The organism is Mesorhizobium sp. BR1-1-16 (assembly GCF_020165495.1).
Classification (GTDB): domain Bacteria; phylum Pseudomonadota; class Alphaproteobacteria; order Rhizobiales; family Kaistiaceae; genus Kaistia.
Map to the genome: position 1 here is coordinate 806,632 of NZ_JAIUIE010000001.1, position 26,930 is coordinate 833,561.

Annotated in this window: 27 protein-coding genes; 19 read left to right on the forward strand and 8 right to left on the reverse strand. The window is 64.0% G+C overall.

All coding sequences use genetic code 11. The features are described from left to right. The first annotated feature begins 76 nt into the window (after positions 1–76). From LB518_RS03880 to LB518_RS03895, 4 genes are all read left to right on the forward strand, one after another. On the forward strand, positions 77–892 hold the full coding sequence (locus LB518_RS03880; protein WP_224573246.1) for a tetratricopeptide repeat protein: 816 nt from the start codon (positions 77–79) through the stop codon (positions 890–892). 256 nt (positions 893–1,148) lie between these two features. Beyond that, a complete protein-coding gene (locus LB518_RS03885) occupies positions 1,149–3,284 on the forward strand; it encodes an OmpA family protein (RefSeq protein ID WP_224573248.1) in 2,136 nt (711 codons plus the stop codon). Between the two features lie 8 nt (positions 3,285–3,292). Next, a complete protein-coding gene (locus LB518_RS03890) occupies positions 3,293–3,442 on the forward strand; it encodes a hypothetical protein (RefSeq protein ID WP_224573250.1) in 150 nt (49 codons plus the stop codon). Beyond that, entirely contained in the window at positions 3,439–4,011 is a 573-nt protein-coding gene (locus tag LB518_RS03895) for a helix-hairpin-helix domain-containing protein (RefSeq protein WP_224573252.1), read from the forward strand. The genes LB518_RS03890 and LB518_RS03895 overlap by 4 nt, the downstream gene beginning before the upstream one ends. A 6-nt stretch (positions 4,012–4,017) precedes the next feature. On the opposite strand, the gene LB518_RS03900 is transcribed toward LB518_RS03895, so the two are convergent. Next, positions 4,018–4,872 carry an alpha/beta fold hydrolase gene (locus tag LB518_RS03900; protein WP_224573254.1) on the reverse strand — a complete coding sequence of 285 codons (855 nt, stop codon included), beginning with the start codon at positions 4,870–4,872 and terminating at the stop codon, positions 4,018–4,020. Between the two features lie 9 nt (positions 4,873–4,881). Then, the gene (locus tag LB518_RS03905; RefSeq protein ID WP_224573256.1) at positions 4,882–6,987 is read right to left on the reverse strand and encodes a lytic transglycosylase domain-containing protein; all 2,106 of its coding nucleotides are present in this window, start codon (positions 6,985–6,987) and stop codon (positions 4,882–4,884) included. A gap of 311 nt (positions 6,988–7,298) precedes the next feature. On the opposite strand from LB518_RS03905, the gene dapA reads away from it, so the two are divergent. After that, the gene (gene dapA / locus LB518_RS03910) at positions 7,299–8,174 is read left to right on the forward strand and encodes a 4-hydroxy-tetrahydrodipicolinate synthase (protein WP_224573258.1); all 876 of its coding nucleotides are present in this window, start codon (positions 7,299–7,301) and stop codon (positions 8,172–8,174) included. 10 nt (positions 8,175–8,184) lie between these two features. Then, complete coding sequence (gene smpB / locus LB518_RS03915) at positions 8,185–8,661, forward strand: SsrA-binding protein SmpB (protein WP_224573260.1); 477 nt, start codon at positions 8,185–8,187, stop codon at positions 8,659–8,661. A gap of 169 nt (positions 8,662–8,830) precedes the next feature. On the opposite strand, the gene LB518_RS03920 is transcribed toward smpB, so the two are convergent. The 3 genes from LB518_RS03920 to LB518_RS03930 form a co-directional block, all read right to left on the reverse strand. Beyond that, positions 8,831–10,084, reverse strand: a complete 1,254-nt coding sequence (locus LB518_RS03920) for a porin (protein WP_224573262.1) — start codon at positions 10,082–10,084, stop codon at positions 8,831–8,833. A gap of 238 nt (positions 10,085–10,322) precedes the next feature. Next, positions 10,323–10,979, reverse strand: a complete 657-nt coding sequence (locus LB518_RS03925) for a uracil-DNA glycosylase (RefSeq protein WP_224574316.1) — start codon at positions 10,977–10,979, stop codon at positions 10,323–10,325. Then, complete coding sequence (locus LB518_RS03930; RefSeq protein WP_224573264.1) at positions 10,979–11,581, reverse strand: LabA-like NYN domain-containing protein; 603 nt, start codon at positions 11,579–11,581, stop codon at positions 10,979–10,981. The genes LB518_RS03925 and LB518_RS03930 overlap by 1 nt, the downstream gene beginning before the upstream one ends. 273 nt (positions 11,582–11,854) lie before the next feature. Between LB518_RS03930 and rpoZ the strand changes: the two genes are divergently transcribed. From rpoZ to era, 9 genes are all read left to right on the forward strand, one after another. After that, on the forward strand, positions 11,855–12,235 hold the full coding sequence (gene rpoZ / locus LB518_RS03935; RefSeq protein ID WP_224573266.1) for a DNA-directed RNA polymerase subunit omega: 381 nt from the start codon (positions 11,855–11,857) through the stop codon (positions 12,233–12,235). Between the two features lie 129 nt (positions 12,236–12,364). After that, positions 12,365–14,572 (forward strand): RelA/SpoT family protein, encoded by a 2,208-nt coding sequence (locus LB518_RS03940; protein ID WP_224573268.1) that lies wholly within the window; start codon positions 12,365–12,367, stop codon positions 14,570–14,572. Positions 14,573–14,598: 26 nt separating this feature from the next. Further along, entirely contained in the window at positions 14,599–15,177 is a 579-nt protein-coding gene (pyrE, locus tag LB518_RS03945; protein WP_224573270.1) for an orotate phosphoribosyltransferase, read from the forward strand. A gap of 24 nt (positions 15,178–15,201) precedes the next feature. Continuing rightward, positions 15,202–15,774, forward strand: a complete 573-nt coding sequence (locus tag LB518_RS03950) for a DUF2062 domain-containing protein (RefSeq protein WP_224573273.1) — start codon at positions 15,202–15,204, stop codon at positions 15,772–15,774. A 28-nt stretch (positions 15,775–15,802) separates the two neighbouring features. Next, the gene (locus LB518_RS03955) at positions 15,803–16,591 is read left to right on the forward strand and encodes a pyridoxine 5'-phosphate synthase (RefSeq protein ID WP_224573274.1); all 789 of its coding nucleotides are present in this window, start codon (positions 15,803–15,805) and stop codon (positions 16,589–16,591) included. A 397-nt stretch (positions 16,592–16,988) separates the two neighbouring features. Further along, a complete protein-coding gene (acpS, locus tag LB518_RS03960; protein ID WP_224573276.1) occupies positions 16,989–17,393 on the forward strand; it encodes a holo-ACP synthase in 405 nt (134 codons plus the stop codon). A 96-nt stretch (positions 17,394–17,489) separates the two neighbouring features. Continuing rightward, a complete protein-coding gene (gene lepB, locus LB518_RS03965; protein WP_224573278.1) occupies positions 17,490–18,245 on the forward strand; it encodes a signal peptidase I in 756 nt (251 codons plus the stop codon). Then, the gene (gene rnc, locus LB518_RS03970) at positions 18,245–18,958 is read left to right on the forward strand and encodes a ribonuclease III (protein ID WP_224573280.1); all 714 of its coding nucleotides are present in this window, start codon (positions 18,245–18,247) and stop codon (positions 18,956–18,958) included. The genes lepB and rnc overlap by 1 nt, the downstream gene beginning before the upstream one ends. Further along, positions 18,945–19,901, forward strand: coding sequence for a GTPase Era (gene era / locus LB518_RS03975; protein WP_224573289.1), 957 nt, complete (start codon positions 18,945–18,947; stop codon positions 19,899–19,901). Before rnc ends, era begins: the two co-directional genes overlap by 14 nt. Positions 19,902–19,939: 38 nt before the next feature. Here the strand turns inward: era and LB518_RS03980 are convergent, their stop codons facing one another. The 3 genes from LB518_RS03980 to xth all read right to left on the reverse strand — a co-directional run bounded on the left by LB518_RS03980 (position 19,940) and on the right by xth (position 22,677). Beyond that, positions 19,940–20,833 carry a hypothetical protein gene (locus LB518_RS03980; RefSeq protein WP_224573292.1) on the reverse strand — a complete coding sequence of 298 codons (894 nt, stop codon included), beginning with the start codon at positions 20,831–20,833 and terminating at the stop codon, positions 19,940–19,942. A 657-nt stretch (positions 20,834–21,490) separates the two neighbouring features. Continuing rightward, entirely contained in the window at positions 21,491–21,898 is a 408-nt protein-coding gene (locus LB518_RS03985) for a GFA family protein (RefSeq protein WP_224573294.1), read from the reverse strand. Continuing rightward, a complete protein-coding gene (gene xth, locus LB518_RS03990; RefSeq protein WP_224573295.1) occupies positions 21,895–22,677 on the reverse strand; it encodes an exodeoxyribonuclease III in 783 nt (260 codons plus the stop codon). Before xth ends, LB518_RS03985 begins: the two co-directional genes overlap by 4 nt. Before the next feature lie 207 nt (positions 22,678–22,884). Here xth and LB518_RS03995 point away from each other — a divergent pair, with 207 nt between their 5' ends. From LB518_RS03995 to LB518_RS04010, 4 genes are all read left to right on the forward strand, one after another. Next, positions 22,885–24,357 carry an MFS transporter gene (locus tag LB518_RS03995; RefSeq protein WP_224573297.1) on the forward strand — a complete coding sequence of 491 codons (1,473 nt, stop codon included), beginning with the start codon at positions 22,885–22,887 and terminating at the stop codon, positions 24,355–24,357. A gap of 133 nt (positions 24,358–24,490) precedes the next feature. Continuing rightward, positions 24,491–24,916: an OsmC family protein gene (locus LB518_RS04000; RefSeq protein WP_224573299.1), complete on the forward strand. Its 426-nt coding sequence runs from the start codon at positions 24,491–24,493 to the stop codon at positions 24,914–24,916. 78 nt (positions 24,917–24,994) lie between these two features. Continuing rightward, complete coding sequence (locus LB518_RS04005) at positions 24,995–26,497, forward strand: AMP nucleosidase (protein WP_502845774.1); 1,503 nt, start codon at positions 24,995–24,997, stop codon at positions 26,495–26,497. A 21-nt stretch (positions 26,498–26,518) separates the two neighbouring features. After that, the gene (locus LB518_RS04010; protein ID WP_224573301.1) at positions 26,519–26,929 is read left to right on the forward strand and encodes a hypothetical protein; all 411 of its coding nucleotides are present in this window, start codon (positions 26,519–26,521) and stop codon (positions 26,927–26,929) included. Position 26,930 lies beyond the last annotated feature (1 nt).

Consider the following 26,930-nt stretch of genomic DNA (forward strand, 5'->3'; position numbering starts at 1 on the left):
GACGCGGCCTGCCTTGATCCCGTGTGGCCGCCTTTGGCCGCAGCGTGGTCGGCTGTCCATAATGAAGTGGCAAGCTATGCGGTTTTCTAGCGCGTTTGGCGGTGCCGCCCTCTTTGGCATCGGACTTCTCAGCGGCCTCACGGGGGCTTACGCCCTCGATGCGCGCACGCTCGACAAGAATGCGACGCCGATGGAGGCGTTCCGCTTCGGCTATAATGCCTACAAGCAGGGTGACAAGACCGCCGCGGTCGAGGCGCTGACCTATGCGGCCGAGAAGGGCCATGCCGGGGCGCAGTGGAAGCTCGGTCGGATGTATGCCGAAGGCGATGGCCTCGCCAAGGACGACATGAAGGCATTCGAGATGTTCAGCGAGATTGCTGACGATCATGCCGACGACAATCCCGACGGCAGTTCGGCCCGCTTTGTCGCCAATGCCTTTGTCGAACTCGGCTCCTATTATCGCGAAGGCATCCCGAACAGCGCGATCCAGCCGGATTTCGGCCGCGCCCGGCAGATGTTCGCCTATGCGGCGTCCTATTTCGGCGATCCCGACGCGCAGCTCAATCTGGCCCGCATGTATTATGACGGCGAGGGCGGGGATCGTGACCCGCGCCAGGCCGTTCGCTGGGCGAAACTGGCCGCGAATAAGGGCAATGTCGGTGCGCAGGCTCTGCTCGGCCACATGCTGTTCGAAGGCGAGGGCGTCAATCGCGAGCCGGTGCTCGGCCTCATGTTCCTGACCGTTGCGCGCGACCGCGCCAAGCCGCTCGATCCCTGGATCCAGAAGCTACAGGAACAAGCCTTCTCGATTGCGACGGAAACCGAGCGTCGCACCGCGCTGGCTCTGGCTGACGACTGGTTAAGCAAGAACGCCGCCACCGCCTCTCGCTGAGCCACTCATCCACTGCCGCGGTGCCAAGGCGGCTTGCGGCGAGCCCCTGAATTCGGCAACCATTCTCTCCCCGTCTCGCGGCGGCGCCGGCCGGCGCTTGCAGCGGGCGGCGTTGCCGGAGAGATAGGATGACGGCCGGCATTGACCCGCTGCAAGCGAGAGACCCGATGCGCTCGGCGCCTCGGGAAGCTGCGTCGCGCGCCGCGTCCGCGGCCTGTCGCTCCCGTGCCGGCCAACGCCCCGGAATGGGCCGCTCATGACCGGGCTCCGCTTCGTCCTCGCCGCGGGAATCCTCCTCGTTTCGCTTTTGACCGCGGCGATGTTCGTCCTGGTGGCGGGCCCGATGGCGAGCGACCTCGCTGCGCGGGTCGACCAGCAACTCGTCGATGCCGGCCAGTCCTGGGCGAGCGTTGCCGTCGACGGCCAGACGGCGATTCTCTCAGGGACTGCGCCGACTCTCGAGGCGCAGCGGCGCGCGGTCGCGGCTGCAACCGGCGTTTGGGGCATCCGCCGGGTGGTCGATGCGAGCGCGATCCTGCCGCTCCAGCCAAGTTATGTCTTCACGTTGGTCCGGTCCGCCGAAGGGCTGGCGCTGACCGGCTATCTGCCATCAGCGGATGTGCGCCTCGCGCTCAAGACCGAGATGACCGCACTGTTTCCCGGCCTTGCCGTCACGGACAGGACGACGCTGGCCCGCGGACAGCCCGTCGATTTCGTCGGCCTGGCACAATTTGCAATCGCGCGCACAGCCGAGCTCGCGGAGGGTACGGCGACGCTCGCGGGTCCCTCGCTCTCGATCGATGGAACCGCGCGGGACGAGGCAAGCTTCGCCGCCGCCGCAACTGCCCTGACCCATGGCCTGCCCGCCAATATCGAGTTGCGGACCGTGCGCATCCTGCCGCCGCGGGCCGCGAGCTTCACCTGGAGTATGAACTTTGACGGCCGCACCGCGGCCATCACGGGCTTCGTTCCCTCCGAACTGGTGCGCGGCGCCATTCGCAGCGCATTGACGGCGGCCGCCCCCGGCATTGGCATCGACGACCAGACGCGGCTCGCCTCGGGCGCGCCTGAAGGTTTCGGTTCGGCCGCCGCCTTCGCCGCCGCGCAGCTGCCGCGACTCGCCGAAGGCACGGCCAGGATCGAGGGAACCGTTCTGACATTGTCCGGCAAGGCGAAGTCGGTCGCCGATCATCAGGCGATGCTGGCCGATCTCGGAATGCGCCGCGATCAGGCCGGCGACGGCGTGACGATCGGCGCCGTCGATGTCGAGCCGCCTTTCGTCGATCCCTATGTGTGGCGCGCGACGCGTGAGGCGGACCGGGTGATCCTGTCCGGCTACGTCCCGACCGAGGCCGCTCAGCAGCAGGTCGCGGCGGAGGCGGCGCGGCAGTTTCCGGCAGTGAGGATCGAGGACCGCCTCGCGATAGCGGCCGGCGATCCGAAGATGGACTGGATCGGGGCGCTCCGCTTCAGCCTTGGCCAGCTCGCGCTGCTCGACAAGGGCGCTGTGTCGCTGACTGGCCGTGACTATGGCATCGAGGGGGAGGCGGCGTCGGTTGCCGATTTCAAGACGCTGTCCGATCAATTGAAGCGGACGCTGCCGGCCAGCATGACGCTCGTGCAAGACGCCGTTGCGCCGGCCGTGGTCTCTCCATTTGTCTTCGGCATTGTCCGCACCGAGCGTGGCCTGACGCTTTCGGGTTATGTGCCGACCGACGAGATGGCGTCCGAAATCCTTGCCGCCGCGAAGCCGCGATTTCGCGGCGGCGAGGTCGAACTTAATCTCGAGCGCGCGAGCGGCGCGCCGGATGGATTGCAGGCGGTCGCGGTCGCCGCGGTCCAGGCGGTCAGTCGTCTTGCCGCCGGCCATGCAGCGCTCTCCGACCAGCAGCTCACTTTGGCTGGCGCCGCCGTTTCCGAGGACGCCCGGCAGGCGATCGAGGCCGATCTGAAGGCCGCTCTCCCGGAAGGCTATGCGCTGAGTTCGGCAGTCATCGTCGCGGTCGGCGGCGATCCGCTTTCGGCAACCGAATGTCAGCAGGCGCTGGATGCCGAGCTTTCCGGCCAGCAGATCGTGTTTGACGACGACGGCGCCTCGATCCAGCCGCAGAGCTTTGGCCTCGTCGACCGTCTGTCGGCCATCGTTCAGCGTTGTCCGGCCGCGCGCGTCGAGATCGGTGGCCACACCGATTCCGCTGGCGGCGCCAAGCGGAACAAGGCGATCAGTGAGGACGAGGCTGGAGCGGTGCTCGAACGTCTCGTTGCCAATGGGGTGCGCCGGGAACGGCTGACGACTGTCGGCTATGGCGAATCGCAGCCGATCGCCTCCAATGCGACGGCGGAGGGCCGCGACCGCAATAGCCGCATCGCCTTCACAGTCGAAAATCGATAGGGGCGCGCATGGACTACCTGCTGCTCCATATCTGGCCGTTCATGGTGGCCGCCGCCCTGCTCGGGCTGGCCTCCGGCTTTATCGGTGCCGTGCTGGCGGCGCGCGCCTCTGCGCGTCGCGCAGCCGAGCCGCGGGCGCCACGGAGGCGCGGGCGATGATCCTTTTCGCGGCCGAACTCTGGGCGATCCTCGCCTGCTGCTTCCTAATTGGCGCGATAGTCGGCTGGCTCCTTGCCCGCCTGATGCGGCCGCTCTTCGCTCGGCGCGCAGCCGCCCAGGAGGCAGCTGAAGAGACGCCGGCAATGCTAGTACCGTTGCCCCAGCCCGCAACCGTTCGGCCTCCGACGCCGCGCCGGGAAGAGCCGACTTTCACGATCGAGGCGCGCTCCACACCGGTCGAGGCGTCGCCAGCGGCCGCCGCGCGAGAGGCTCCGAAGCCACGCGCGTCCAAGCTGCCGCCGCGCATGCGTCCGCCAGCCCTTGCCGGGCCACGGCAGGGCAGGGCCGATCAGCTGCAGCGCATCCCTGGCCTCACTCGCCGTCATGCCGATCGGCTCTACGCCATCGGCGTCTATCATTTCAGCCAGATCGCGGCGTGGACACCGCAGGAGATCGCCTGGGTCTCCGGCTATCTCAATCTCGGCGATGCCATTGATGGCGAAGACTGGGTCGGACAGGCCGCCCGGTTCGCCGCAGCGGATGGGCCGGGCCGTCGTCCCCGTCCATGACGGCTGTCAGCCGATGCCGGCGATGAAATCGACGATCGCGTTGATGAGGGTTCCCCGCAGCATCGGCGGATGACCCTCGCCGGGAACTTCGATCGTTCGGAGACCCGGATGTTGGCGCGCCATGGCGTCGGCGGTCTCGCGGGTGATGAGGTCGGAGGTGCCGCCGCGGATCAGCATCGTCGGCACGGGCGCAAGCGCCGCGAAGATCGCAGAGAGATCGGGCGAGGGCGTCGCCTCCGTGATCCCCTCGAGCCCGCGGGCCAGAAGCGGATCGTAGTCGGCAACAGGCCGTCCGTCCTCTTCGGCGAAAGTCAGTTGGGCCTGTGTCTGCCAGTCGAGATCCGAAAATGCCGGGAAGGAAGCGCCGTGCAGAGCGCGCAGCATGCCGGCCGCTTCGCCCCAGTCGCCCGGCGGCGTACCCTTGCCGACATAGGACTTGATGCGAAGAAGGCCGGCGGCCTCGACGACGCTGCCGATATCGTTGAGCACGGCTCCGGCGACGAGGTCGGGCCGAGCGGCGGCGAGGCTCATGGTGATGATGCCGCCGCGCGAAGTGCCGACGAAGATGGACCGGCCGACGCCGCGTGACGTCATGCCGAGCAGGGCGTCGTCGAGTTCGGTCGGCACCGTATAGGAAAGGCCCGTCGGATCGCGGTCCGAACGGCCGCGCCCGCGATAATCGAAGGCGACGACGCGGCGACCACGGGCGGCAAGTGCGGCCGCCAGAAGCTCGAAATCGCGGGTGGTGCGCGTCAGGCCCGGCAGGCAGACAACGGGCAATAGCGATGACTCGCGCTGGCCATGGTCCCGGCCTGCGAGCTTCAGTCCGTCACGGCCGAAATAGGTGAAATCCTCGGCCATCGCGACGGCTCAGGTCGGGCCGCCACGGTGAAGGTCGCGATTGATCACCAAGGCGGGCTCGCCGAGACGGGCGCGATAGACCTGCAGGTTTTCCGTGCAGCGCATCACATAGTTGCGCGTCTCGGTGTAGGGAATGCGCTCGATCCAGTCGATCGCGTCGACATCGGGATCACGTGGATCGCCATATTGCTGCACCCACTGCACGACACGGCTCTTGCCGGCGTTGTAGGCCGCGAAAGCCATGATGTAGGAGCCGTTGAAATCACCGACGAGATCGCCGAGATGCGCGGCGCCGAGCGTCGCATTATAGCCGGGGTCGCTGGTGAGGCGTTGCAGCGAATAGGGGACACCGGCCGCCTTGGCGACCATCTTGGCTGTGCCCGGCATCAATTGCAGCAGGCCGCGCGCGCCGGCATGGCTGACGGCGGCGGGATTGAAGGCGCTTTCCTGCCGCGCGACGGCGTAGACCACCGACTTCTCGACGGCGGTCGTCTTGACCGCACGCGGGATCGCCGCGATCGGGAAGGCGAGGGTGTCGACTGGCAGACCGCGCACATAAGCCTTCTTGCCGATCTGCAGCGCCACCTGATGCTGGCCTTCCTTTTCGGCCATCTGGGCGAGCAGGCCGACTTCCGTCGGGCTGGTCAGCGTATCGGCAAGCTGCATGTAGAAGGCGCGGGCGCGGTCGTCATAGCCTGCCGCCGAGAGGCGCTGCAGGGCCTGGACCATCTCGCGATTGAAGAAACGCTTCCTGGTCGCGTTGTCGGCGCTGCCGGGCCCCGACAGGGTCAGCTGCTTCATGCCGAGCTTCGCCGAGGCAATCTGGCCATAGAACGTGGTCGGATAGGCAGCGGCGAGACGGTATTGCGCGATCGCCTCGTTGCGGTCGCCCATCGCTTCGGCAGCACGGCCGAGCCAATATTCGGCGCGCGACTGGCTGAGCGGCATCGAGGAAGCCGCCTGGATTGCCGCGAAATGCCGGCGTGCGGTGGCCGGGTCGTTGAGGAAGCGCAGCGCGTACCAGCCGGCGTGGAATTCCGCGTCGGCCTGGTTGGCGCTCGACTCGGCAGCATGCTCGGAGGCGAGCTTGTAGGCGGTGCGCGGATCGCCGAGATCGATCATCTCGCGCGAAAGCACACGGCGCTCGATCCACCACGCATCAGGATCGACCAGCAGTTCGCCATTGCGCGGCGCGGTCAGCATCATCGCCGCCGCTTCCTTGTAGCGCTCGGAACGGCGCAAATACTGGGTCGCGGAATAGATGTAGCCGGGATCCTTGCGCAGCGAGCCGGGCACCTTGCCGAGCAGCGCGCCGGCATTGGCCGACTTGTTGATGACGGCGGCGCGCGCGGCGGCCAGCGCCTGCGTATTGCCATCGAGCAGCCTGGCCATCGCGAGGCCCTCGGCTGCGTCATCATTGTAGAGGAACATATCCATCCGCGCCTTGTGATCGGCGGGGGTCAGGAGGCCGCTGAATTGCTTCAGGATGGCGGCTTCGTTGCTGGCGGAGAACGAATCCTTGCGCCAGCGCGGACGCAGCAGCGCGGCGGCATCCTTGGTCCGGCCGGTTGCGACCAGCGCGCCGGTCAGGAGGATCAGACCCTCGTCGGAGCCTGGCTTGGTGTTGGCGAAGGCGGAGACGATTGCCTCGGGATCGGCGTTCATCCGCTGCAGCGCCTGCTCGGCGCGACGCCGCATCAGCGCCTGGCCCGGCCAATCCGGGAGCTCCTGTGCCGTCTGCGTGATCTGGGTGACCGAAACATCCGGGCTGCCGCTCTGGGCGACCAGCCACTGGATGATATGGCGGTTGGTCTGATCCGGCATCAACTGGGCGATCGCCATCGCCTTGCCGATCTGACCGCTATCGATCAGCTTCAGCGCGGCCTCGAGACCCAGCTGGCTCGGCGAGAAGGACGAAGAAATGTCGTTGGCGAGCGAGGCCGCCGACGCCTTGGTCGTCGTCGGCCTGGCGACGGGGGTGATCGCGGATGTCGTGAGGTCGTCGGTCGCATCGGCCGAGCGGGATGGATGGGCGCGCGGGCGCGGCACGGACTCGGCGAGTGCTTCAGAGGCCATGGTCGCGGCCAGCAGCGCGGCAAGCGCAACCCGCGCCATCAACTGCGTCCTGCACCGCCTCCCGCCCGGAGAAGTCGCCATCATGCCCGCTCTTCCTTCACACACAACCCAAGCCCGGACGGTCAGGAATTCAAAACCACGCCGGACCGACCATCCGATGCTAGAGCCGCGTGGTGAACAAAGACTTGACGCCGCGCCGTTCGACGGCGGTTCTTGCCCTGCCGCGAGCCACCATCTATGGTCCCGGCCTCAAGGAAAGAGCAACAATCGCCGTAGCATATCCCCTTCCGCAACCGAACTCTATCCGGGCGGAATCGGGCCGATTGACGGCAACAAGGCGGAATCGCGCGATGTTCAAGGGTTCGATCACGGCACTCGTCACGCCGATGCGGAACGGCTCCGTCGATGAAGAGGCATTTCGCAGCTTCGTGGACTGGCAAATCACCGAAGGCTCCAACGGGCTCGTCCCCGTCGGCACCACAGGCGAGAGCCCTACCTTGTCCCACGATGAGCACAAGCGCGTTGTCGAGATGTGCATCGAGATGGCCGCCGGGCGCGTGCCGGTCATCGCCGGAGCCGGCTCGAACAACACCCGCGAGGCGATCGATCTCGCCCGCCATGCCGAGAAGGCCGGCGCCGATGCCGTGCTGGTGGTGACGCCCTACTACAACAAGCCCAATCAGGAGGGGCTTTATCAGCACTACAAGGCCATCAACGACGCCATTGGCCTGCCGATCATCATTTACAACATTCCGCCGCGCTCGGTCGTCGACATGAGCGTCGAGACCATGGCCCGCCTCGCCGAACTGCCGAACATCGTCGGTGTGAAGGATGCGACCGCGAAGCTCGAGCGCGTCAGCCAGACGCGCCATGCCATCGGCCCGGATTTCATCCAGCTCTCGGGCGAGGACGCCACTGCGCTCGCCTTCATGGCGCATGGCGGACGCGGGTGCATCTCGGTGACGTCGAATGTCGCCCCGAAGCTCTGTGCGGAGTTCCAGGCAGCATGCCTCGCCGGTGACTTTGCCAAGGCGCTGATCTACCAGGACCGGCTGATGCCGTTGCACCAGGCGCTGTTCATCGAGCCTAACCCGACGGGAGCGAAGTATGCCCTTTCGGTGTTGAGCCAGATGGAAGACGACGTGCGCCTGCCGCTGGTCGGAATCACCGAACCCACGAAGACCGCGATCCGCGCTGCCCTGGTGCATGCCGGTCTGACCAACTGAGGATGTGCTGATGTCCGCCGGAACGGGCGATCCCCGTTATAAGCTCGCGGCCGATAATCGCCGTGCGCGCTATGATTTCGAGATCGGCCAGGTCTTCGAGGCCGGCATCATGCTGACCGGCACCGAGATCAAGTCGCTGCGCGGCGGCCGTTCGACGATCGGCGATTCCTACGCGGCGGAGAAGGGCGGCGAGGTCTGGCTCTACAACGCCTATATCCCGGAATATCTGCAGGCGAACCAGTTCAACCACGAGACCCGCCGTCCGCGGAAGCTGCTGCTGCACAAGAAGGAGATCGGCCGGCTTGCCGTTGCCGTGCAGCGCGAGGGCATGACGATCGTGCCGCTCAAGATCTTCTTCAACGACAAGGGCCGCGCCAAGGTCGAGATCGCGCTGGCGCGCGGCAAGAAGCAGCATGACAAGCGCGCCACCGAGAAGGAACGCGACTGGAACCGTGAAAAGAGCCGCGTGTTGCGCGACCGCGGTTGACTCAAAAGATCGGCCTATTCCGATAAGTCATTGAATAAATGGGATATTCTAGGTTGTCATAGGGCGGAGATGCCCTGTCGGGCGCCGGTTTGTGCGGACGTGCCTGTCAGCTTCGACTGCATCGATCGCGAGACGGAGAAGTTCCGTCCCGCGATCGCTGAGTGTCTGCTTACCAGGAGCGCTGCATCCAGAGATTGACCGCCCAGGCGTCGCCGGTGCTGTCATCCGATTGCTCGACGCGCGAATAGCTGCCGTCCAGCATCAACTCGAGATTGGTGACCGGCGTCCAGCTCGTTGAGAAGATGCCGCGCCAAGCCTTCAAGCTGTAGTCATTGAACAGCGCGCCGTCGCCGTCGAACTCGGCATAGCCGCCGGTGACCGCCGAATAGACGGCTTCGTTCCACTGGTGCTTGTAGGACGCAAGCGCGCTCCAGCTGGTGCCCGAGGCGATCGAGGCATATTCGTTGTCGATGAAGCCGCCGAGATCCGAGACCGACGTGCCGCCCGCGATGCCGGTGAAGCTGTTGGCATTCTTGCCATAGGCTCCGGAGACGAAGAAGCGGTCATCCTTCGAGAAGCTGTCGAGCGAGAATTCCAGTCCGCCGCCGACTGCCCAGCCGTCCTTGCCAGCGCCGACATAAGGATCGCTCGCCGTGCCGGCGCCAGTGACGTCGACCGCCTCGTTGACATAGGCCGCCGCCAGCTTGCCGCTGACAATCCCCGACGAATAGGAAATGGCCGCGATCAGGTCGGGAATATTGTCCTGTCCGCCGATCGTGTAGATGCCGTCGACATTGGTAAGTCCGTCCGTGCTGCCGGCGGAGTCACGGTCGCGCTGGTCCTCGACCGAGGCGGCAAAGGCAAAGCCGCCGGTCGCATAGGTGAACTGGATGTGGTCGGTGGTCGAATCCGAGCCGAACGCCTCGGTATCCGTGTAGCCGCGGCCGAAATCGAACAGCGACGTGAAATAGCCGGCCTGGACCGGTCCGAGCTGAAGGTAGCCGCTGTCGATATAGGCGGAGTTGGTGGCGCTGTTGACGAGCTGCGTCAGCGACTCGCTGAAATTGCCCTGATTGCCAGACTGCGCGCGAAGATCGATGAAGCCGGTCAGATTGCCGAATTCGGTGACGGACGATGCGGTGAGCTGGACCGAGGCCTCGGTGAAGAAATTGCTCCACCGGCTCGTCGGATAGCTGTCGTTGTAGTAGCCGAAATCCGTGTCGCCAAACGCCGTGCCGAACTTCAAATAGCCGCCGACCTTGATGCAGGTGTCGGTGCCGGGGGAGTAGAAGAAGCCTTCGCCAAAAGCGTCGCAGACCTTCAAATAGTCGACGGGCTCGGCGATCGTGAGATCGGCGGCCTGGGCGCTGCCAATCGTGGCCAAGCTCGCGGCGGAGCAGAGAATGAACGTCTTCAATCGCATCTGAGAAACTCCGTTCGAGGGCCGCGCCGTCACTGGGAGACGCTGGCCTTTGCGGGCGGGCGTAAGGCACCCTTAGAATATTTCTAGATCATTTAAGGCGGTATCCCGAAGCTTTTGCCGCGCCGCCAAACCAACTAGACATGCTCATGGTAATGCAAACATATCAAATTGCGGAGCGCCAATATGCTCTTGGGCGCGCATCAACCAGCAATTGTGGCTATTTTGGCACGAAGCCTGATCAGGCCGGTAGCGCTGCCCTGACGGCTGCAAAGACGGCCCTGAACATCTCGGGGGTCAGCACGCCCGTATTCGTGTTGTAGCGGGAGCAGTGATAGCTGTCGAAGATCGCCAGCCTTCCAATCCGGTGCTGACGGCCGTGGCCAAAGGCAAAGTGTGCCATCTTCTGGCCCATCGAAACGACAAGAGAATCATGCGCGATCTTGCCGAGCGCCACGACGATTTCGAGGCGCGGCATGGTGGCGATGGTCGCGGCCAGGAACGGCCTGCAGGTGCGTATTTCCTCGGTGGTCGGCTTGTTTTCGGGCGGGACGCAACGCACGGCATTGACGATCGCCGTATCGACGAGGCTGAGGCTGTCATCGGGCCGCGCTTCGAAGACCCCGTCGGCGAAGCCGAAGCGGATGAGCGTGTCGTAGAGAAGGTCGCCGGCATAGTCGCCCGTGAACGGACGCCCGGTGCGGTTGGCGCCGCGCAGCCCTGGCGCGAGGCCAACGATCAGCAGGCGCCCGTCAGCGCTGCCGAAGGACGGGACCGGGGCGTTGTGCCAGTGCGGCTCGCGGACGCGCCACGCCTCGCGAAATGCCACGAGGCGTGGACAGAACGGGCAGTCGCGCGGCGCATCGCTGTCGGCGAGGCTCACCGGGATACCCGCGATCAGACGCCCTCGTCGAAGCCGTCGTCGAAGGCTTCCTGCGCCTGCGCCCGTTCGGCGGCGCGCACGGCGCGCTCGCTCGGGTCACGGCCGATCCGCGACTGCAGCGTCGTGATATCGATGAAATGGTCGGCCTGACGGCGGAGTTCATCGGCGATCATCGGCGGCTGCGTCGCAAGCGTCGAGATGACGCTGACCTTGCGGCCCTTGCGCTGCACCGCCTCGACCAGCGAACGGAAATCACCATCGCCCGAGAACAGGATGATGTGGTCGATATGGTCGGCAAGCTCCATCACGTCGACGGCGAGCTCGATGTCCATATTCCCCTTGATCTTGCGGCGCCCGGTTGCGTCGTAGAATTCCTTGGTCGGCTTGGTCACTACTGAGTAGCCGTTGTAATCGAGCCAGTCGATAAGCGGCCGGATCGAAGAATATTCCTGATCTTCCGATAGCGCCGTATAATAATAGGCGCGGATCAGATTGCCCTTGCCGTTGAATTCATTGAGAAGCTTCTTGTAGTCGATATCGAAAGCCAGGGCCTTGGCGGTGGCATAGAGATTCGCCCCGTCGATGAAGAGCGCTATCTTTTCGCGTGAATCAAACATGATGCGACTATCCAAATGCTGAAAATGGCGTTCCGCGTTCGGACGGAAATACGGGTCGTCCTTCGCGGGTGATTTGAATCAAATAGGACGTTGGCTGGCGGCCCGCAAACGGTTTGGCGCCTGAAGTTGTGGAGATGGTAAATCGGCGCTGGTTCGCCGTCGCTTGTCCGTCGCCGGCTTACGCTAGAGCCATTTCGGCGCGGGGCTTGCATTCTGCGGCCTCGACACCTATTCATCCCCCTTGAACCCGAACATGTTTCCAGGAGACCTGCCATGGCGCGCGTGACCGTGGAAGATTGCGTCGACAAGGTCGAGAATCGCTTTGAGCTCGTGCTGCTGGCCGGACACCGTGCCCGCATGATTGCCAGCGGCTCGGCTCTGACCATCGCTCGCGACAATGACAAGAACCCGGTGGTCGCGCTGCGCGAGATCGCCGACGAGACCGTGGCGCCGGAGGACCTCAAGGAGGACCTCATCCACTCGCTGCAGAAATATGTCGAGGTCGACGAGCCGGAGCAGGACGTTCCGCTGCTCGCTGGCGGCGATGACGACGTTGCCGAGGACAATGCCATCGCCTTCGATCGCATGTCCGAGGAAGAGCTGCTGCGTGGCCTCGAGAGCATGGTGCCGCCGGACAAGCAGGACGACTTCTAGTCGGCTGCGGGCGCGCGATCTTTGCGTGCGTCAAACCGCTTGTCGTTCGGCGCGGGCCGCGATCCTATATGACATGCAAGGGACCGGGCCCGATCCCGGTCCAGAAGTCTGTCATCGGATAGCCGCGCCATGATGCGCCAATATGAACTCCTCGAACGTGTCCAGCGGTACAACCCGCAGGCCGACGAGGGGCTTTTGAACAAGGCGTATGTCTACGCCATGCAGAAGCATGGCAGCCAGCAGCGCGCCAATGGCGATCCCTATTTCTCCCATCCGCTCGAAGTCGCCGGCATCCTCACGGATCTGAAGCTGGACGATTCGACGATCGCGGTCGCGCTGCTGCACGACACGATCGAGGATACGGACGCGACGCGCTCCGAGATCGACGCGACTTTCGGTGAGGATATCGGCCGGCTGGTCGAAGGCCTCACCAAGATCAAGCGGCTCGATCTCGTCTCGAAGAAGGCGGCGCAGGCAGAGAATTTCCGCAAGCTGCTGCTCGCCATCTCCGAGGATGTCCGCGTCCTCCTGGTGAAGCTCGCCGACCGCCTGCACAATATGCGCACGCTCCACTTCATGCCGGTGGAGAAGCGCGGCCGCATCGCAGAGGAAACGCTCGAGATCTATGCCCCGCTCGCGGGCCGCATGGGCATGCACGACATGCGCGAGGAGCTCGAGGAACTCGCCTTCGCCGTCGTCAATCCCGAGGCGCACAAGGCGGTGACCGACCGCCTTGCCGAGATCCGCGTTCGCAATCAGGGCCTCATCGTCGAGATCGAAAAGGATCTCAAGGAAAAGTTCGAGAAGAACGGCATCAAGGCGCAGGTCTATGGCCGCGAGAAACGGCCCTATTCGATCTTCCGCAAGATGGAGCGGAAGGCGATTTCCTTCGAGCAGCTCTCCGACATTCTCGGCTTTCGCGTCATCGTCGATACGCATGCCGCCTGTTATGCGGCGCTCGGCATCGTCCACATGTCATGGCCGACGGTGCCCGGCCGCTTCAAGGACTATATCTCGACGCCGAAGCAGAACGACTACCGCTCGATCCATACGACGGTCGTCGGTCCTGGGCGCCAGCGCGTCGAGCTGCAGATCCGCACCTGGGACATGAACGAGGTCGCCGAGTACGGCATCGCCGCGCATGCGCTCTACAAGGACAAGGTCGGCGGAAAGCTCTCTGACGAGAGCCGGGCCTATACATGGCTGCGCCGCACGGTCGAGATGCTGGCGGAAGGTGATACGCCGGAGGAGTTCCTCGAGAACACCAAGCTCGAGCTCTTCCACGACCAGGTCTTCTGCTTCACGCCGAAGGGCCGGCTGATCGCGCTGCCGCGCGGCGCGACCCCGATCGATTTTGCCTACGCGGTGCATACCGACATCGGCGACACCTGCGTCGGCTGCAAATTGAACGGTCGCATGATGCCGCTGACGACCGAATTGAAGAATGGCGACGAGGTCGAGATCATCTGCTCCAAGGGGCAGATCCCGCCGCCGGCCTGGGAGAGCATCGCAGTCACCGGCAAGGCGCGCGCCTCGATCCGCCGCGCCGCCCGCGCCGCGATCCGCAAGCAATATGCCGGGCTTGGCCGAAAGATTGTCGAGCGCGCTTTCGAGCGCGCCGGCCGCGATTATTCCGAAGACCGCCTGAAGGCAGCGCTGCCGCGCCTCGCGCAGCAGAATATCGAGGACATGCTGGCTTCGGTTGGCCGCGGCGAAATCCCGTCCGTCAACGTCCTGAAGGCCGTCTATCCCGATCACAAGGAAGAGCGGGTCTCCGTTCCGAAGGGCGGAGCTGGCACCGGCGGCGAGGCTGGCTGGTTCGGCCTCAAGAAGGCGAACGGCATGATCTTCCGCGTGCCGAGCGGCGATCCGGCCGATGCCGAGCATGCCATCCCCATCCGCGGGCTGCATGGCGACATGCCGGTGCGTTTCGCGCCCGAGGGGGGCGCCGTGCCCGGCGATCGCATCGTCGGCATCATGACGCCGGGCGAGGGCATCACGATCTATCCGATCCAGTCGCCGAGCCTCAAGGATTACGACGACGAGCCGGACCGCTGGCTGGATGTGCGCTGGGATATCGACGCCGCCAATCGCGAGCGCTTCCCGGCCCGCATCGAGGTGGTTGCGATCAACGAGCCTGGCACGCTGGCTCAGGTGGCGCAGGTCATCGCCGACAATGACGGCAACATCTCCAATCTGAAAATCATCAGGAGCGCCCCTGATTTTTCCGAGATCGAGATTGATCTGGAAGTGTGGGACGTCAAGCATCTGAACCGCCTGCTGAGCGACCTGCGCGAGCGCCACGTCGTCAGTTCGGCCAATCGCGTCAACGCCTGATCGGCGTCATCAGTCTGGGAATCACTATGGAACAGCACGAGGTCATCGACGTCTTCCGCCAGTCCGGCGCGCTGCTCGAGGGGCATTTCATCCTGTCCTCCGGCCTGCACAGCCCGGTCTTCCTGCAGAAGGCGCGCGTCTTCATGTATCCGGATCGCACCGAACTGCTCTGCAAGGCGCTCGCCGCAAAAGTCCGCGCGAGCGGCCTCGAATTCGATATCGTCATCTCGCCGGCGCTGGGCGGGCTCATTCCAGGCTATGAAACGGCGCGCCATCTGGGCGTGCCTGCCCTCTGGGTCGAGCGCGAAGGCGGGGTCTTCCGTCTCCGCCGGTTCGACCTGCCGGAAAACGCGCGCGTCCTCGTCGTCGAGGACATCATCTCGACGGGGCTTTCAAGCCGCGAGACCATCGAGGCGATCCAGGCGCTGGGCGGCACTGTAGTCGCGGTTGCCTGCCTGATCGATCGGTCGGCCGGCGAAGCCGATGTCGGCGTTCCGCTCATCGCGCTGGCGGATTACAAGGTGCCGGCCTATCCCGTCGACGATCTGCCGCCGGAACTCAAATCTATTCCCGCCGTCAAGCCCGGCAGCCGCAATCTCTCCTGAATGGATCGGCTATAGTTCGCCGTCATGTTGTTTCGTCGTCGTCACCCCCTGCGTCTCCACCAGAAGCTCAACCATTTCCTTTGGCCGAAGCGCGGCTGGGGACGAGCGCTGCGCTATTATGGCAAGCGGCTGCTGCGCCTGTCGGGAACGCCGCATTCGATAGCGGCGGGCTTTGCTGCCGGTATCGCGCTGGCCATGACGCCGTTCATCGGTTTCCATTATCTGCTCTGCTTTGTGGCTGCCTTCCTGGTGCGCGGCAATGTGCTGGCGGCGGTCCTCGGCACCACGATAGGCAACCCGCTGACCTTTCCCTTCATCTGGTTTGCGACCTACGAGACGGGCAATGTCATCCTTGGCTGGTTTGGCAGAGCCAATCACTCCAAGACGGCGGAAGAGCTGACGCATCGCTTGCTGACGGATTCGTTTCACAACATCTGGCCGGTCATCGAGCCGATGCTGATCGGCTCTATCCCAATCGCGATCGTGGCGGGCGGAATCTCCTATATCGCCGTGTTCTTCGCGGCCGAGGCGTTCCAGACGGCGCGCCGTGAACGCTTCGCCATCCGCCGGCGCCAACTGCATGGCAGTCGTTTTTGATCGTCCATCCCTGAGGGAGCAAAGTCCGATGCCTCGTTTCGAACCGCTCCGCCTTGGGGTCAACATCGACCACGTTGCCACGATCCGCAACGCGCGAGGCGGCGCCCATCCCGATCCGCTGCGGGCGGCTGAGCTCGCTGTGGCTGCCGGGGCGGACGGCATCACGGCGCATCTTCGTGAAGACCGTCGCCATATCCGCGATGCCGATATCGATCGGCTGAAAGCCGAGCTGACCGTGCCGCTCAACTTTGAAATGGCGGCGACGCGCGAGATGGTGGCGATCGCCCTTCGCCATCGGCCGCATGCCGCCTGCATCGTGCCGGAACGGCGCGAGGAGCGCACGACCGAAGGCGGCCTCGATGCCGCCGGGCAGATCGCCAACCTGAGGCCGATCGTCGATGAGCTCGGCGCGGCCGGCATTCGCGTCTCGCTGTTCATCGCGCCCGACCCGCGCCAGATCGAAGCCGCTACCGAACTCGGCGCACCGGTCGTAGAGCTTCACACCGGAACCTATTGCGAAGCCCACGAAAGTGGCGCCGACGCATTCGCCGCGGAGACGCACCGCCTCGTCGAGGCCGCGCGTCACGGCGCTGCCGCCGGGCTGGAGATCCATGCCGGCCACGGCCTCTCCTACGATACGGTCGGTCCCGTGGCCGCGATTGCGGCAGTGCGCGAACTCAACATCGGCCACTTCCTGATCGGCGAGGCAGTGTTCGTCGGACTGGAAGCTTCCATACGGCGAATGCGCGTGGCGATGGACGAGGCGCGGGGCTTCGGACAGAATCGGATCGATCCTATCCACCAGACTGTTCGATAGCGCCCGGAGAGCTTTGAGATGCCGAGTCTGGTGCAGGCCTTAGCATTCGCGTGCGTGGCGCTGGTGTTGGGGGGCATTCTTGTCCTAAGGACGACGCACGTCGAGTCGAGCTGCTCTGGACGCATTGTTGACCTGCAGACCGCATTGGTCCGATCGGATGAGCAACTGGCGCAGGTCGCCAGTGCAGACATTGGAGTGAAGTGTCCGGTGTACCGCGACAGGGTGTCTCTGCTGCGGACTGCGAGTTCTCTCCGCGCTGTCTGCGGCGAACCGCAGGCCCTGCACAGTGACCTGTGGCGAGGCCTTGAAGCCGAGGCGCGGGCCTACGAAAATCTTCGGAATCAGGTTTGCGGCGGATTTGTTTCTGGGTCGCCAGCCGAACAGAGGCTTTAGCAACATGATCATCGGCCTCGGCAGCGACCTGATCGATATTCGCCGCGTCGAGAAGTCGATCGCGCGGTTTGCCGACCGCTTCATTGACCGTATTTTCACCGAGACCGAGAAGGCGCGCTCCGACCGCCGCAAGGAGCGGGCAGCGTCCTATGCCAAACGTTTCGCCGCGAAGGAGGCCTGCGCCAAGGCCCTCGGAACCGGGCTCAGCCACGGCGTATTCTGGCGCGACATGGGCGTCGTCAATCTGCCGACCGGCCAGCCGACGATGCATCTGACCGGTGGCGCCGCCGATCGTCTGGCGCATCTCGTGCCGGCCGGACACCGGGCGGTCATCCACTTGACGATCACCGACGAATATCCACTCGCCCAGGCCTTCGTCATCATTGAGGCGCTGCCGTCTGCACCGTGACGCAGGGTCCCGCCGCCGCGTTGCACGCTGCCGGAGAAGCCGATAAGAGAACCATCCGCCTGAGAGGGTTTCACGGCGCGATGGATGGAAAGGCGGATGAGCTTGGCCGGCGACACATACAAGTCTGACCGCGGCGGCTTTGGCGAAACCGTCAAGATCATCGTCCAGGCGCTGGTGCTGGCGCTGATCGTGCGCACCTTCCTGTTTCAGCCGTTCAACATCCCCTCCGGGTCGATGAAGGACACGCTCCTGGTCGGCGACTATCTGTTTGTGTCGAAATACGCTTATGGCTACAGCCGCTATTCGCTGCCCTTCGCGCCGGACATCTTTTCAGGGCGCATCTGGTCATCGCCGCCGGAGCGGGGCGATGTCGCGGTCTTCAAACTGCCGCGCGATCCGTCCGTGGATTACATCAAGCGCGTGATCGGCCTTCCGGGCGACAAGATCCAGATGATCGACGGTGTACTCCAGATCAACGGCAAGCCGGTGCCGAAGGAGAAGATCGACGACTATACGACGACGGATGAGTTCGGTGCCGAGGTGCGGGTCTCGCGTTACAAGGAAACGCTGCCGAACGGCGTGAGCTATACAGTGCTCGACCTCGATCCGCACAGCTTCTCCGACAACACACAGGTCTTCGAGGTTCCGCCCGATCACTATTTCATGATGGGCGACAACAGGGACAATTCCACCGACAGCCGCGTCCTCGGCGCGGTCGGCTATGTCCCGTTCGAGAATTTCGTCGGCCGCGCCGGCCTGATCTTCTTCTCGGTCAAGGAAGGCGAGCCGGCCTGGCAGTTCTGGCGCTGGCCCTGGACGGTTCGCTTTGACCGCATTTTCAAGCTGATCTGATGCCCCACGGTCTTGCTCCCCTGGAACAGAGTCTTGGCCATCGCTTCACGACGATCGATCTCCTCGAACGTGCGCTGACGCATGCGAGCGCCGTGGCGGAAGCGCATCTCGGCCATGCCGCGAGCTACCAGCGGCTGGAGTTCCTGGGCGACCGCGTCTTGGCGCTGGTCATTGCCGACATGCTGATTGCCGCCTTTCCTGAGGCCGAGGAGGGCGAACTCGCGCGCCGGCTGACCGCCCTGGTGCGCAATGAGAGCTGCGCCGAGGTGGCGCTCGAAATCGGGCTCGGCAACTGGATCCGCCTTGGCGGCGGCGAGATTCAGTCTGGTGGCCGCAAGAAGGCTGCGATCCTCGGCGATGTCTGCGAGGCGGTGATCGGCGCACTTTATCTCGACGGCGGCCTTACGGTGGCGCATGATTTCATCGCTGCCCATTGGCAGGCGCGGATGCTCAACTGGAACGGTCCGTTGCGCGACGCAAAGACGACCCTTCAGGAATGGGTCCAGGGCCGGGGCCTTGCCGCTCCGACCTATGAAATCGTGGAGCGCAGCGGTCCGGACCATGCGCCGAGTTTTCGCGTCGCTGTCACCATCGACAGCATGCCCATCGTGATCGGTGCCGGGCGATCCAAACGAGAGGCCGAGCAAAAGGCGGCGACCGCCGTTCTGGTCGCACAGGGGGTCTGGAGGCCCGAAACCCATGGCACCCATTGATGATCACACGTCCGCAGACAGGACGTCCGAAGACGCGCCTTTGAAGCCGCTCGAGACCCGCTGCGGCTTCGTGGCGCTGATCGGCGCGCCGAACGCTGGCAAGTCGACGCTGTTAAACCGTCTCGTCGGCACCAAGATTTCGATTGTCACTCACAAGGTTCAGACGACGCGCGCGATCATGCGCGGCATCGCGCTGGAAGGCGTCTCCCAGATCATCTTCGTCGACACGCCCGGCATCTTTCGTCCGAAGCGCAGGCTTGACCGCGCCATGGTCGATACGGCCTGGGGCGGCGCCAAGGACGCCGATCTCGTCTCGCTGTTGGTCGACGCAGAACGTGGGCTTGGCGATGATGTGAACGGGATTCTTGGCAAGCTTGCGGATGTGCGCCAGCCCAAGATTCTGATCCTCAACAAGATCGATCAGGTCCGGCGCGACGTGTTGCTCGAAATGGCCATGAAGGCCAACGATCGGGTACGCTTCGAACAGACCTTCATGATCTCGGCTCTCTCAGGCGATGGCTGCGGGGATTTCCTAAGCTATCTCGCTGGTGCTGTTCCCGCTGGACCATGGCTCTATCCCGATGATCAGGTCTCCGACCTGCCGCTCCGGGCGCTGGCGGCCGAGATCACGCGCGAGAAACTGTTCCTTCGACTGCATGACGAACTGCCCTATGCCTCGACGGTCGAGACGGAGCAGTGGAAGGATCAGGACGATGGGTCGGCGCGGATCGAGCAGACGATCTATGTCGAGCGCGAGAGCCAGAAGCGGATCGTAATCGGCCACAAGGGCGAGACCATCAAGGCGATCTCCATGGCGGCACGCGCCGACATTCAGCAGATGGCCGAAAAGCCCGTCCACCTGTTTCTCTTCGTCAAGGTTCGGGAAAACTGGGGTGACGATCCCGAGCGCTATCGCGAGATGGGGATTGAATTTCCGAGATAGCCGCTAAAGGTCGGCCGGCGCCTCGCGGAGCGGTAGGCTCAGGGAGCGTCCGCTGAGTGGGCGTTCGCCGATCCCGCTTCGATCAGGATCACCAGCAGCGAAGCCACCAGATTGGCGAGTTCGTCGAACAGCCGAAAATCCTCGACGCCACCGGCAGATTGAGCGCCGGTACTGAGAAGGCCGTCCATCTCGGCGATCTGCATCACCTGACGGATATGCGCTCGCGAGACGCTGAACTGACGAGCCAGGGCGGCGACGGACTGCGGTGGCCGGCCACTGGCGATTCTGAACATCGTGACGACGGCAATCGCAAGTCCGCCGTTGCGTTCGGCGAGCGCGCGAAGCCGAGGGGCGTGGTCGAGAAGGCGAAGACCAGACTTGTTCAGCGAGATGAGCGCCCATTCGGCCCTGCGGACGAATGCCTCGTTGTCATCGAGGCCCATGAGGATATGGGCGTGCTGCGGAAAGAGACGCGCGATCATCTCATAGAGCCGCCGCCAGAGGCCATCCAGCACCTCGTTCATTTCCGCGGTCGGCACGATGGGCCTTGCGCGCCCATCCTCGACGCTCGGACCGGCCGTGAGCAAGCCAGCCCAGCGCAACGTCGACGCGATCGCGCGTGCCCGTCCGCGACTGCAGATTTGCCATTCTTCGCAAAAAGCAGCGAGACGGACCTTTGAAAGTCTGTGGCCTCTTCTATCGGGCGAATGGTGGAGATGGCGCGCGGACAGCATTACAAGGAACCGGCCGCGATCGTTCATAACAATATGCAATAGCGGACGGGACGTATAATTCTCAAGTAATTCGACTAAAAGCGCGGTAACCTCAGAATTATACTGCGGCAACGCTCGCAAAGCTTTTGCCCCCGCCGCCACTGCTTCATTGGCAGTTCCCTGCCACGAGGCAGAGATCGGCGTGTCGAAATCTATCACCACAACCTGCCGACCTCGCTCCATTTGGGTTCGTCGTACGAATCAACGCCTACCTGCGGTTTTCGTTCGGCGATTTGAAACTGATCCATTTTTTGCCATTCCGCCGGGTAGGGCAAGCCGATATGTTTCACGCGGGGTGGCAAAAAGTACAGCAGTTTCAATTGTATCGGTGAATCATGAGCGCGTGCCGCAGACATGCGGCGCGATGGAACTTGCTGTGCTGAACGATGTACTCTTCAGGAGCAGTCATGACGTTGATGAGGCCGGTGGATCCGGCGGTGAGCATCTATCCTCTACCTATGAGTGCGCGTCGAGCTCGCTATGAAGCAAGAAACGCCCGGCGTCATCGCTTGAGATTGCCCAAGGGCCATCCCTATCGCAGTCTGCCGACATGGCTTCCCTACAAGCTAGCAATACTGATCAGCCGCAGTCAAAACCAGAATAAATAACGGTTGAACTGCGATCCGCAGGGATCGGCAGCTGTGATGCACGGAAGTGTAGGAAAAACAGATTCCTGAAGGATAGCGCCTGAAGGAACACTGATTTCGACAGACGAAAGCTGTCTCTGGCGAGGCGTAGACTTTCACGCCGAGCGCCTGAAACAAGGGCTAGCGGACTGGCAGTGTTGACCGCTGAAGCGGATCAATCATAACCGCTCTAGCCTTCAGGTTCGTCGAGATGCGAGGGCAGGGCGCTATCGAACCCCTTTGCAGCGCTACGGCGGCTGCCGACCCAGATATTATGTTGGGCGGGAAAACGGTCGGGCTCGTCCAGCGAGGCGAGGGTGACGTCGACGCGGATGTTGTCGTCGGTCATCGTCATCATCAGGGGCGTGCCACAATCGGCGCAGAAATGCCGCCGGCCAAGCGCGGACGATTCGTGGATCGCTGGTTCGCCGGCCGTCAGATGGAAGGCGGCGGCGTCAAACGTTGCCCAAGTCAAGAACAGCGCCCCGCCCGCGAGTTGGCAGAGGCGACAATGGCAGTGGCAAACGAGGCGCGGCGGTTTGTCGATCCGGTAATGGATCCGGCCGCACAGGCAGCCGCCGGTAATGGCGTCGCTCACAGTGAAAGCTCGACGAAGACCGGCACATGGTCTGACGGCTTCTCCCAGGCGCGGACATGCTTGTCGATTCCGACCGACACAAGATGATCGGCGGCCGGCGGCGAAAGCAGCAGATGGTCGATGCGGATGCCGTTGTTCTTCTGCCAGGCTCCGGCTTGGTAGTCCCAGAACGTGTAAAGCCCGCCTGCATCCGTCGTGGCGCGCAGCGCATCGGCAAAACCGAGCGCTTCGATCGCGCGCAGTGCCTGGCGGCTCTCGGGCTGGAACAGCGCGTCGGCCGTCCAGAGCGATGGATCCTTGGCGTCGCGCGGCTCGAGGATGACATTGTAGTCACCGCCTAGCACCAGCGGTTCCTCGGTCAGGAGCCGCGACGCGGCCCAGGTCCTGAGCCGCTCCATCCAGGCAAGCTTGTAGGTGAATTTCTCGGTGCCGATGGGATTGCCGTTCGGCAGGTAGAGCGAAACGACGCGAAGGGCGCCCGACGGCACTGAGAACACGCCTTCGATGAAGCGCGCCTGTTCGTCGCCATCATCGCCGGGCAGGCCGCGATTGACCTCGTCGAAGGGCAGCTTCGAGAGCAAGGCGACGCCGTTGAAGCCCTTCTGGCCATGCGTCGCGACATTGTAGCCGAGATCCTCGAAGGCCGTGGACGGAAAGCCCTCGTCGACCGTCTTGATCTCCTGCAGGCAGACGATGTCCGGCTGGGCCTCGCGCACCCAGGCGACGGCCGTCTCGATGCGGGCCCTCACTCCATTGATGTTCCAGGTGGCTATCTTCATGGGCGGCACACTAGTGCGAGAGCGCGCCGGTGCATAGGTCGCCGCGTCCTCATCCACGTCCGCTTCGGAAATGTCGTTCCGGTTCATTCGGTCGCAGCATCGAAGGGGCACCGCGCCGGCTGAGAATTCGTATATACCGTCGCGGTCCGCTGGAGCGTGACGGCGGCTGAAGGCTCAGGACGGGCTTGCCGAAGGGGAGACGACACGTTGGATGTACAGACGAGCGCCGTGGCGGATCCAACCGTCGAACCGCCTCTCAAAGGCATGGCGCGACGCATTGCGGTTCTGGTGGTCCTTCTCGCCTTCTTCATGGACATCCTCGACGGCACTATCGTCAATGTGGCCATACCCTCGATCCAGAACGGTATCGGCGCAGACTACGCTGCCATCCAGTGGATCGTCGCCGGCTATGCGCTCACCTTTGCGCTGTTCCTGATCCCGGGCGGCCGGCTCGGCGATATCTACGGCTACAAGACGATGTTTCTGATCGGCATGGCGGGCTTCACGTTTGCCTCAGCTGTCTGCGGCTTCTCGACGACGGGCCATGGCCTTGTGGCCGCCCGCCTGTTCCAGGGGGCGACTGCGGCGATCATGGTCCCGCAGATCATGTCGATGATCCAGATACTCTATGTCGATCCGCGCGAAAGGCAGCACATCTCGGCCTATTACGGCGCCATTGCGGGCCTTGCCAGCGTGCTGGGGCCGATCCTCGGGGCGCTGCTGGTGGCAAGCAGCCTCTTCGGCCTCGGCTGGCGCATGATCTTCCTCGTCAATGTCCCGGTCGGTATTTTCGCGCTCGTCGCCGCCTGGTTCGCGCTGCCGAACGCGCGATCGCCGCATCCGCTGAAGCTCGACCTGACCGGCACGGTGCTGGCGCTGCTGGCGATGAGCCTCCTGACCTTCCCGCTCATTCAGGGCCGCGAGCAGGGTTGGCCGCTCTGGGGCTTCGTCATGATCGCGGCGTCCTTTCCGGCCTTCTTGCTGTTCGCCTGGAGCCAGCGGCGGCGTGATCGCATCGACGGTTCGCCGCTCGTTGTTCCCGGCCTTTTTCGCTACCGGTCCTTTGTCATGGGCATCCTGATCGCCGGCAGCTTTTTCGGCGTCGTCGGCGGCTTCTTCCTGACACAGACGCTTTACATGCAGCTCGGTCTCGGATTCTCCGTGCTCGAGGCGGGCCTGACGGGCATCCCGTTCTCGCTCGGCGTCGCGGTAGCGGCGGGGGCGTCGGGTCCGCTGCTCGTGCCGCGCTTCGGGCGTCTTGTGCTGACCGTAGGCTGCTTCGTGCTGGCCGCCGCCATCGCGGGCCTTGGCGTAACGGCGGATTGGCTCGGTCACGACGTGACGCCGGTCGACATGATCCCGACGCTGATCATCGGTGGCATCGGCATGGGGCTGATCGTCTCGCCGGTATTCAATTTCGTGCTGGTCGACGTGCCCGTGCGCCACGCCGGCTCGGCTTCGGGCGTCGTCAGTGCCGTCGGCCAGGTCGGCACCGCGATGGGAATCGCGCTGACCGGGGTCGTGTTCTTTGGCCGTCTCGCCATCACGGCGCAGGATTTCGTCAGCGCCTTCGTCTGGTCGACCGGCTTCGGAGCGGCCGCGATGGTGATCGTCGGCTTCCTGACCTTTTTCCTGCCGCGCTATGCAAGGCCCAAGGAGGGCGTGTTCGGCGCGCATTGAAGTGGTTTTCGGACTTGGCGACATGGTCGCGTCTTGGCGTGGTGATCTCCCGACCCTAGTTTGAAGCGCGGGGCCGCAACGGTCCCGATTGCAATCCGCCGGGTTTGCCGGTGGCCGTTCAAGGGAGAAACGAATGCCGACACGTATTTCGGACGCCGAATGGCAGGGCGATCTCAAGGCCGGCAAAGGTTCGGTGAAACTCGGCAGCGGAGCCTATGAGGGCCAGTACAATTTCTCGTCGCGCTTCGAGAACGGCGTTGGCACCAATCCCGAGGAACTAATCGCCGCGGCGCATGCCGCCTGCTTCTCGATGGCGCTGGCTGCCGGCCTGAGCGGCGCCGGCCACACGGTCGACAGTGTCAAGACGACCGCGAAGGTCAAGGTCGATCCGGTTTCCGGCGGCTTCGAGATCACGTCGATCCAGCTCGTTACGGAAGCGAAGGTGCAGGGCATCGACAAGGCGGCTTTCGATGAGATCGCGGCAGCGACCAAGGAAGGATGCCCGGTCTCCAAGGCGCTGAAGGCCGTGCCGATCTCGCTCGACGCCAAGCTCGTCTGAGAGAGTGCAATTGTCCCAGCCGGCATGCCTTGACCGGGCAGGCCGGCTGGCGGACAGTCTCGCCCCATTGAGGGGTGCATGATGACACGAGACTATCCGCGCGAGACGATCCCGTTCGATCTGCCGCCTCCGTTTCCCACTGAAGGCTTCACGGACGCCGTCGAGGCCGTCGCCCGGCTGATCGAAATCTACGACGCCCATACCAAGCACTTGCGCGATCGATTCTTCGCCATGCTGAAGGGCGACGTGCCGGCAGGCCGCGTCCGCGCCACTTACCCGCAGATCGCGATCAGCACCTCAAGCTTCGCCAAGGTCGACACGCGCCTTGCCTATGGCCATGTATCCGGACCGGGCGACTACGCAACCACAGTGACGCAGCCGGATCTGTTCCGGACCTATCTGACCGAGCAGATCCGCCTGCTGCTGCGCAATCACGGCGTCCCCGTGATGATCGGGCCGTCGAGCCTGCCGATCCCGTTGCATTTCGCGTTTCCAAACGGCGTCCATGTCGAGGGCGAGCTCGCCGAGCGGATCGCGCGTCCGCTGCGCGACATTTTCGATGTCCCGGATCTCGCCGTCACCGATGATGCGATTGTCAACGGCACCTATGAACCCGTGCCGGGCACGCCCCTGCCGCTGGCCCCGTTCACGGCACCGCGGATCGATTATTCGCTGTTCCGGCTCGCCCACTACACGGCGACCGGGGCCGAGCACTTCCAGAATTTTGTGCTCTTCACCAACTACCAGTTTTACATCGACGAGTTCTGCGTTCGCGCCCGAAAGCTGATGGCCGAGGGCGGGGGTGGCTATTCGGCCTTCGTCGAACCCGGCAATCTCGTGACTCCGGCCGGGCACCAGGAGCCGATTTCAGGCCGCGCGCCACCACGCCTGCCGCAGATGCCGGCCTATCATCTGAAATTCGGCGCCTCAGCCGGCATCACGATGATCAATATCGGCGTTGGCCCTTCCAACGCCAAGACGATCACCGACCATGTCGCGGTGCTGCGCCCGCATGCCTGGCTCATGCTTGGCCATTGCGCGGGCCTCAGGAACAGCCAGGCGCTTGGCGATTATGTCCTGGCGCATGGCTACGTCCGCGAAGACCACGTCCTCGATGCCGATCTGCCGAGTTGGATCCCGATCCCGCCGCTCGCCGAAGTGCAGGTGGCGCTGGAAGAGGCTGTCGAGGAAGTCACCGGGCTTGAGGGCTATGATCTGAAGCGGATCATGCGCACTGGCACGGTCGCCACGATCGACAACCGCAACTGGGAACTGCGCGACCATCGGGAGCCGGTGCAGCGGTTCTCGCAGTCGCGCGCGGTAGCGCTCGATATGGAATCGGCCACCATCGCTGCCAACGGCTTCCGCTTCCGCGTGCCCTATGGAACGCTGCTCTGCGTTTCCGACAAGCCTCTGCATGGTGAATTGAAGCTGCCCGGCATGGCCTCGGAGTTCTATCGCACGCAGGTCGGACAGCATCTCGAGATCGGGATCCGAGCACTGGAAAAGCTGCGCGAGATGGCGCCGGAGCGGCTCCATTCGCGCAAGCTTCGCAGCTTCACCGAGCCATCTTTCCAATAGCGGGCCGGCGGGGCAGGTCGGATGGCCTATGCGATCAAGGCGGCTGTGGCCGATATCGCTGCGGCCCATTTCGCCTTCGAAGCCGCCAAGACAATGTATGGCGGCAAGCAGATCAGCGTCGGCGACACAATCTATCTCTTCGCGAGCGAAAATGAGGGCGGGCGCGGCCTGTTCGCGCGCGGCGCGGTAACGCGGGCAGATGCAGTTCCCCTCGCCGCGGGCATTGCGAGGCAAACGCCGCGCGTCTCGATCGCGGTGCGCGTAACCGGCCGCGCACTGCGTCCGCTCGGGCGGCTCGAACTGAAGCCGCTCAAGGAATGGGGCGATGACCAGCCCGGGACGGAGCTCAATTTCAAGTTCTACCGGCAGGCGACCGACAAGATCGTCGGCCTCTCGGACGAGGCCGCAGCCTTTCTCGAGACCTTCTTTTGAG